Below are 8,283 nucleotides of genomic sequence, written 5' to 3'. Positions count from 1 at the left end.
ATCATATATCGACTAGTATAGAAACACCTATGTTGCCCAGTGCTTTTGATAAAACTGATGATGAAAAAATTAAAAATATTCAGAAGTATTTTGGGAAAATAATGGAGGAACTTGGTTTAGATTTATTAGATGATAGTTTATCTGGTACACCATACCGTTTTGCTAAAATGTATGTTAAAGAGTTGTTCTATGGTTTAAACCCAAAAAACAAACCAAAATTATCAGTTTTTAATAATAAATATGGATACAGGAAAATGTTAGTAGAACAAAATATTACTATAGATTCTGCGTGCGAGCATCATTTTTTACCAATTATCGGGCATGCACATATTGCATACATTCCAAAAGATAAAGTAGTAGGACTTTCTAAAATAAATAGATTGGTAGATTACTACGCACATCGTCCTCAAGTTCAAGAAAGATTGACTTTACAAATATTAAGAGAACTACAGGAAGCCCTAGAAACAAAAGATGTTATTGTAATGGTTAATGCCAAACACCTTTGTGTGTCCTCTAGAGGTATAAAAGATAAAGATAGTTTTACCACAACAATAGAATATGATGGTTGTTTTAAAGAAGACTTAAAACGAAATGAATTTTTAAAATTAATTAATAATTAAAATTTTCTAATTATGATATCAAAAGAACAAGTGTTAGAGTCACAAAAAAAGTGGGGAGATGGAGTAGTAAGAATAGGGAGCTTAAAAGATAACAGACAGGAATGTCTTACATATGCAAGAACGTTTCTAGAGGAGCGTTATGCATTTGAAAATGGGGTGGTTTTATTTAAACCAACAAAGTGTGAAATAGAACAATTTAGACCTACAAAACTTAAGGCGTTATCTTATTTTATAGCAGGTGATGATAGAGCTTGTGCAGAAGATAAAGGTTTTGCTATACAACCTTGGACAAAGGTAAGGTATTGAAAATACAGGATTTATTTTAGAGGAAAAAAGAGCTATTGCTATGGGTAATTACTTTTTTACAGATTTAAATGGAGAAGAAGCAAAAGTAGAATATACATTTGGATACAAACTTATAGATGAAGAGTTAAAAATTGATGTGCATCATTCATCATTTCCATTTGTAAATGCAAGTCCTGTAGTATAATGCATAAAGCGCTTTTTCTTTTATGCCCAACAGATTGTTTAGAAACAGTTATAAATACTAAGTTCGCCTCAGAAAACTATTTTTATACTTCTCTTGCAAACTCTTTTGTTTCTAATACTAAAACACTAGATGAATTAAATACATTAATTGTAAAACATAATATCACCAAAATTTATTTTGTCCTTTCTCGTAACAATCAAATTATTTTGGATGCTTTAGGTAAACAAACTTTTTCTAATTTTTCAAGACTAGAACCGTTGTATAGAAGTATTTATAAATATAAAGGAAACTCACAAACTATGTGGCTTGCAGAGAAATACCAAGATTCAATAATATCTTATTTTCTTAATCATAAAATAAAAGAATTAGAACAAAAACTGTCTTATTTTCAAAGTGGTACTATTAAAATAGATGGGAAAATTTATAATAAAAGAGAGAATGTATTTAACAATATTTATTCAGATTTCATTTGTTTAAAAAAGTATCATTTAAATTAAAAAAGAGTATTCCAGTTTTTTAAATGAGTCTATTTATTTGGATATGTCTATAGCAGGACTCTTAACTTAAAAAAAAATCAAAAGATTGAGTCTTGCGTATGTAATTGAAAGCCCTTTAGGAAATTGAAGGGCTTTTTACATAAACATAATTTATTATGTTACAATAAGGATAAGCTTATAAGCTGTTTTTTAAACCCATATTGTTTTAAAATTTTAATAGCAGCCATACTACGTACCCCCGATTTACAATACACAACTAAGTCTTTATCTTGTAAAACATTATCAATATTATGAGGCAGTTCTCCAAGAGGAATATGTTGGCCACCAATATGGTGTTCTTTACGTTCCCAATGCTCTCTAACATCTAGTAAATTATAAGTGTGTGGTAATGTCTCTAAATGTTCGAATGTAATTTTTGTAATAGCTTTTGGAATTTCACAAAACACATCATAATCAATATCTAGATTTGTAATAGTAGCTGTTATGTTTTTTTTGAATGAAAAAAGCAATTGTTGCATACTAAGTGCATTAAAGGTTAAAAGCCTACCTGTTAGTACCATTCCAATATCGCAAATTATCTTTATAACTTCATTAGCTTGGAAACAGCCTATTATGCCTGGTAAAATACCTAAAACACCAATTTCAGAACAATTAGGAACATCATTAGATTTGGGTGGTTTAGGAAATAAACAACGATACGTAGGACCATTTTTATAGTTAAATACACTAACCTGACCTTCAAACTTAAAAATAGAACCAAACACAACAGGTTTATTGGTTATAATTGCTGCATCATTAACTAGATAACGTGTTGAGAAATTATCACTTCCATCAACAATAATATCGTATTCTTTAAATAGAGGTATTGCATTGTCTTTAGATAGCCGTATCGAGTAGGTTTTAAAATCTACAAAGGGGTTTAAGTGTTGCAAACGCATAACGGCAGCATCTGTTTTTAAAGTACCAATATCGTTATAAGTATAGAGTATTTGGCGCTGTAAATTACTTTTAGTAACAATATCGTCATCTAAAACACCAATAGTACCAACACCTGCAGCAGTTAAATACTGTAATACAGGACAGCCAAGTCCGCCCGCACCAATAACTAAAACTCTAGCTCTTTTTAGCTTTAATTGCCCGTCTATACTAATCTCATTTAAAATTAAATGACGGTCGTAATGCTGTTGCTCTTCCTTAGTTAATTTCATAATTAGTAAAGTGTACTATTTTTTATTGCCAATTATTTGCCCAATCTTTCCAAACAACTTCTAAGCCTTGAGTTTTTAACATTGCTGTTATGGCTTCGGTAGAGCGTTCGTCCGAAATTTCAAATTGTTCTAGCGATTTTGGTTCTACAGCATAACCTCCAGGATTTGTTTTAGATTCTGCGCTTATAGAGGTAATACCTAAGTTTACAATGTTATTTCTAAACAGTTCACTTTCTCTAGTAGAAATAGAAAGCTCTACATCTTCATCTAATAATCTGTAAGCACAAATTAACTGTACCAAATCAGAATCTGTCATCTCTACTTTTGGTTCTAAGCCTCCAGAGTGGGGACGTAGCCTAGGGAATGAAATAGAGTATTTTGTTTTCCAATAGGTTTTTTGTAAATATTTTAAGTGTAAAGCCGTAAAAAAACTATCGGCTCTCCAATCTTCTAAACCAAATAAAGCTCCCAGACCTATTTTATGCACACCAGCTTTGCCTAATCGATCTGGAGTGTCTAATCTGTAATCAAAATTAGACTTTCTTCCTTTTGGATGATGCTTTTTATATTCGTCTCTATGATAGGTTTCTTGGTACACTAAAACAGCATACAACCCACTATCAATTAACTGCTCATACTCTTCTTGGTTTAAAGGCTGAACCTCTATTGTAATATTTGAAAAATGTGAACGAATTAATTGTAATGCGTTATTAATATATTCTACACCAACTGTTCTATTAGCTTCACCAGTAACTAATAAAATATGGTCATATCCTTTAGACTTAATATATTCAACCTCTTTTAAAATTTCGGTATCAGTTAAGGTTCTACGCGGAATTTTATTGGTCATACTAAAACCGCAATACGTACAAATGTTCTGGCACTCGTTACTTAAATACATTGGAGAGTACATCTGTATGGTATTTCCAAAACGTTTTTTAGTTAATTGCCTACTCAACTGGGCCATTTGTTCTAAGTATGGTTTTGCTGCTGGCGAAATAAGTGCTTTAAAATCTTCTAAGTTACGTTTTGAATTGCCTAAAGCTTGTAAAACATCTGTTTCTGTTTTAGAAAAAATACTTTGTAGAGTTTCATCCCAATTATAAGTGTCAAATATGTCTTTAAAAGTCTTATTCATTTTAACTTAAAAAACGAGTTAAAGGACTACTAGCTTCAGCCTTTTTATGAACTATAGGAGCTAACTTAGCTTCAAAAGCCATTCTACCAGCTTCTACAGCCATTTTAAAAGCTTTAGCCATTTCTACTGGGTGTTGCGAAACCGCAATAGCTGTATTTACTAATACAGCATCTGCTCCAAGTTCCATAGCGTGAGTTGCATGACTAGGGCTGCCAATGCCTGCATCTACTATCACAGGGACATTACTTTGATCTATAATAATTTCTAAAAACTCTAATGTTTTTAAGCCTTTATTACTACCAATAGGTGCTCCTAAAGGCATTACGCATTGCGTTCCTACTTCCTCTAATCGCTTACATAAAACAGGGTCTGCATGAATATAAGGCATTACAATAAACCCTAATTTTACAAGTTCCTCTGCTGCTTTTAAGGTTTCTATTGGGTCTGGTAATAAATATTTAGGATCTGGATGTATTTCTAATTTTATCCAATTTGTTTCTAAAGCCTCTCTGGATAGTTGAGCTGCAAACACCGCTTCTTTAGCATCTCTTACTCCAGAAGTATTGGGTAATAAATTAATTCTTGGGTGTTTTAAATGTGTTAATATATCATCTTGATTATTTTCTATATCAACCCGCTTCAATGCAACTGTTACCAATTCACTCTCTGAGGCTATTAAAGCTTCGTTCATTAATTTAGAAGAACTGAATTTGCCTGTTCCTGTAAACAACCTTGAGTTAAACTCTTTATTTGCTATTTGTAACATTCTTATTTTTTATTTTCTTCTGGTTGCCAACGTTGCTCTTGTGTTGGACCTCCATTTATAATTTCTTTAAACGTTGTTATACTATTAAAATTACGAGTAATTTCTCCAGATACTGCAATACCATATACTCCGGTAATTAATATATCTAATACATCATTCTGTGTAATACCTCCTATGGCAATTACAGGAATATCTGTATTTAATTCTTCTAGTATTGTTAAGTACCCTTTTTCTCCTAAAACCGGACTTAAATTATCTTTTGTTTTCGTGAATCTAAAAGGACCTAAACCTATATAGTCTACTTTTTTATCTATTAATTCCTTACAATCTTCTAGTGTGTTGGCTGTTCCGCCAATTATTTGCCAAGAATATAATTTCTTTCTAACCATAGAAGGGCAAGCATCAGTTTTTCCTAAATGAACACCATCTGCTTTAATTTCAATAGCAACTTTATAATGATCGTTTATAATTAATCTAGTTTGAAAATGAGTCGTTATTTCTCTAGCCTTTCTTGCTGTTTCAAGTATGGTTTTGTCATCTAGAGCTTTTAAACGTAACTGAATCCATTCTGCTCCAGAAGTACAAGCTTTCTGAATATTATCTAGATGTTCTTGAGGCGTGGTTCCTTGCGATATGTATTGTAATTTGCTTATCATAATTATTTCTTTTAATGATATCCTAAAAGACTTCTATTAGAACTTAAAAACTTCTCTGTATACCTTTTGCCTCTATAACATGCTTTTAATAACGGAAAACCTAAAGCTAAATAACTTGCTATGGAAGAAGATAGCACACAACCACTACCATGTTTTTCTGAACAATTAAGTAACTTAGGGTTAAATACAAACGTTTTCCCTTCTTTGGTATATAGCTCGTCTTTTCCTAATTTATTTGGTCGATGTCCGCCTTTTAAAAACACGTTGGTTTTTGATGAAATTAATTGGATAGTTTCGTCTAAGCTTTTGTTAGGATATAGCTCTTTGATTTCGTTATAATTAGGTGTTAGTAAGTATATTTTTTCTAAAATATTGTCTAAATCTAAAATTGAATTGAACTGAAAATTAGAACTCGATTTTAAAATAGGATCCAAAACAATTTTTGTCTTAGAATTATATTTTAAAACTAGATTAATAATTGTATTTAATACTTCAAAACGTTCTACAATTCCAATTTTTACTACATCAACCTGAAAGCGATTAAGTAAAACCTCTATTTGGGCTGTTATTTGCTCTACAGGCATCCAGTGACAAGCTTGAAATGATTGATCATCTTGAACGGTATTAGCTGTACAAACCGACAATCCATAACATTTTAAAGTTTCAAATGTTTTTACATCGGCTGTTAACCCCGCTCCGTTAGAAGGATCGAATCCTGCTATAGTTAATATGTTAGGTCTAACGTTCAATTTTATGATATTTATTTTTTAATTCTATAAAGCTTTCAACTGGATTATTAGTATTCCAAACTCCACCTAAAACTCCAACACCTTTAAACCCTAACTCCATTGTTTTTGCTATGGTATTTGCGTTGATTCCACCCATGCCAATTATTAATTTATCTATATAATTAACATTAAAACCTTTGCCTTTATATCCTTGTTTGGATATTGAGGAAAAAACAGGGCTTAGTAAATGATAATCAAACTCAAAATAACAGTCTTCTAATTCTTTTGGTTCGTGAAAAGAAGAGCTAATGGTTTTACCGAATAGATTTAGGTCTTTAAAATAATGACCTGGATTACCTATATGATCTCTTCTTTTTTGTTCTTGAAAATGAATCCCTTTTAAATTGTATTTATTTATTAATTCATGAAAATAATGTACTACAATCCTATTATGATATTTAGTGTCTATGGCCTCTAAATACTCACAATGTTCTTGATAAGATTTGTTTGGTTTTCTAAAATGATAATATTCTAATCCTGACTCAAAAAGTTGAGTCAGAATTAAAATTTCATTTTCAATATCTTTTTCTGGGGCTATAAGAACAATCATTTTTTATAAATAAACTTCGCTTCCTTTGTCTTTAAACTCTTTAGATTTTTCTTCCATTCCTTTTGCAAAGACTTCATCATCTTTTATTTCATTTTCGGCAGCAAAATCACGTACCTCTTGAGATATTTTCATAGAACAAAATTTAGGGCCACACATGGAACAGAAATGTGCAATTTTAGCACCTTCTGCCGGTAAAGTTTCGTCATGGTATTCGCGAGCTAATTCTGGATCTAGCCCTAGATTAAATTGGTCTTCCCAACGGAATTCAAAACGCGCTTTACTTAAAGCATCATCTCTATGTTGTGCCCCTGGATGCCCTTTTGCTAAATCTGCGGCATGAGCTGCTAACTTATAAGTAATAACCCCAGTTCTTACATCGTCTCTATTAGGTAAGCCTAAATGCTCTTTTGGTGTTACGTAACATAACATTGCTGTACCATACCAACCAATCATGGCAGCACCAATACCAGAAGTAATATGGTCGTAACCTGGGGCAATATCTGTAGTTAAAGGACCTAATGTATAAAAAGGCGCTTCACCACATGCTTCTAATTGCTTATCCATGTTGGCTTTTATCATGTGCATAGGTACGTGTCCAGGGCCTTCAATAAAGGTTTGTACATCGTGTTTCCATGCAATTTTTGTTAATTCTCCTAAAGTTTCTAACTCAGCAAATTGCGCTTCATCATTAGCATCTGCAATACAACCAGGGCGAAGTCCATCTCCTAATGAAAAGGCAACATCGTAAGCTTTCATAATTTCACAAATCTCCTCAAAATGAGTATATAAAAAACTTTCTTTATGATGCGCTAAACACCATTTTGCCATAATAGAACCACCACGAGAGACAATACCTGTAATACGTTTTGCAGTCATTGGTACATAGCGTAAACGTACACCAGCATGAATTGTAAAATAATCTACACCTTGTTCAGCTTGCTCAATTAAAGTATCTCTAAAAATCTCCCAAGTTAAATCTTCGGCAACTCCATTCACTTTTTCTAAAGCTTGATAAATAGGGACTGTACCTATTGGAACAGGTGAGTTTCGTATAATCCATTCTCTAGTTTCATGAATGTTTTTTCCTGTAGATAAATCCATAATATTATCTGCACCCCAACGGCAGGCCCAAACAGCTTTTTCTACTTCTTCTTCTATAGAAGATGTTGTTGCCGAATTACCAATGTTAGCATTAATTTTTACAAGAAAATTTCGACCTAAAATCATAGGTTCAACTTCTGGATGATTAATGTTTGAAGGAATTACAGCACGCCCTCTAGCAATTTCTTCTCTAACAAATTCTGGAGTTATTTTTGAAGGAATATTTGCGCCGAAATCTTGCCCGGGGTGTTGTTTAGATAAACGTGTCATTTCATCTATACGCTGATTTTCGCGAATAGCCACATACTCCATTTCTGGGGTTATAATACCTTGTCTCGCATAATGCATTTGCGAAACATTTTTTCCTTTTTTAGCTTTTTTAGGCTTGTGTTTTAAATTGAAACGTAAATGGTCTAAACTAGAATCGTTTAAGCGTTCATTACAATAATTGGAAGAAAAAGCATGTAAT

11 protein-coding genes are annotated in these 8,283 nt (G+C 32.1%); 4 read left to right on the top strand and 7 right to left on the bottom strand.

What is annotated here, in order from left to right; all coding sequences use genetic code 11:
• The 4 genes from folE to ACVC2P_RS13010 all read left to right on the top strand — a co-directional run.
• On the top strand, positions 1-620 hold a 620-nt coding region (folE, locus tag ACVC2P_RS13025; protein ID WP_452598898.1), incomplete at its 5' end, for a GTP cyclohydrolase I FolE.
• Positions 621-632: 12 nt separating this feature from the next.
• The gene (locus ACVC2P_RS13020; RefSeq protein WP_452598897.1) at positions 633-926 is read left to right on the top strand and encodes a hypothetical protein; all 294 of its coding nucleotides are present in this window, start codon (positions 633-635) and stop codon (positions 924-926) included.
• Positions 927-966: 40 nt separating this feature from the next.
• The gene (locus tag ACVC2P_RS13015; protein WP_452598896.1) at positions 967-1,110 is read left to right on the top strand and encodes a hypothetical protein; all 144 of its coding nucleotides are present in this window, start codon (positions 967-969) and stop codon (positions 1,108-1,110) included.
• The gene (locus tag ACVC2P_RS13010; RefSeq protein ID WP_452598895.1) at positions 1,110-1,607 is read left to right on the top strand and encodes a hypothetical protein; all 498 of its coding nucleotides are present in this window, start codon (positions 1,110-1,112) and stop codon (positions 1,605-1,607) included. Before ACVC2P_RS13015 ends, ACVC2P_RS13010 begins: the two co-directional genes overlap by 1 nt.
• Before the next feature lie 158 nt (positions 1,608-1,765).
• On the opposite strand, the gene moeB is transcribed toward ACVC2P_RS13010, so the two are convergent.
• The 7 genes from moeB to thiC all read right to left on the bottom strand — a co-directional run.
• A complete protein-coding gene (gene moeB / locus ACVC2P_RS13005; protein ID WP_452598894.1) occupies positions 1,766-2,815 on the bottom strand; it encodes a molybdopterin-synthase adenylyltransferase MoeB in 1,050 nt (349 codons plus the stop codon).
• A 22-nt stretch (positions 2,816-2,837) separates the two neighbouring features.
• Complete coding sequence (gene thiH, locus ACVC2P_RS13000) at positions 2,838-3,953, bottom strand: 2-iminoacetate synthase ThiH (protein WP_452598893.1); 1,116 nt, start codon at positions 3,951-3,953, stop codon at positions 2,838-2,840.
• A 1-nt stretch (position 3,954) separates the two neighbouring features.
• Positions 3,955-4,719: a thiazole synthase gene (locus ACVC2P_RS12995; RefSeq protein ID WP_452598892.1), complete on the bottom strand. Its 765-nt coding sequence runs from the start codon at positions 4,717-4,719 to the stop codon at positions 3,955-3,957.
• A gap of 2 nt (positions 4,720-4,721) precedes the next feature.
• Positions 4,722-5,375, bottom strand: coding sequence for a thiamine phosphate synthase (gene thiE, locus ACVC2P_RS12990; protein ID WP_452598891.1), 654 nt, complete (start codon positions 5,373-5,375; stop codon positions 4,722-4,724).
• Positions 5,376-5,386: 11 nt separating this feature from the next.
• Entirely contained in the window at positions 5,387-6,124 is a 738-nt protein-coding gene (locus ACVC2P_RS12985; protein ID WP_452598890.1) for a hydroxymethylpyrimidine/phosphomethylpyrimidine kinase, read from the bottom strand.
• Positions 6,114-6,713, bottom strand: a complete 600-nt coding sequence (locus ACVC2P_RS12980) for a thiamine phosphate synthase (protein WP_452598889.1) — start codon at positions 6,711-6,713, stop codon at positions 6,114-6,116. Before ACVC2P_RS12980 ends, ACVC2P_RS12985 begins: the two co-directional genes overlap by 11 nt.
• A gap of 3 nt (positions 6,714-6,716) precedes the next feature.
• Positions 6,717-8,283, bottom strand: a 1,567-nt coding sequence (gene thiC, locus ACVC2P_RS12975) for a phosphomethylpyrimidine synthase ThiC (RefSeq protein ID WP_452598888.1), incomplete at its 5' end; no start/stop codon positions are given.

The sequence above is a fragment of the Pontimicrobium sp. MEBiC01747 genome, assembly GCF_053601635.1.
The sequence above is the reverse complement of the archived record's forward strand: the minus strand, read 5'-3'. Positions and strand labels throughout refer to the sequence as shown.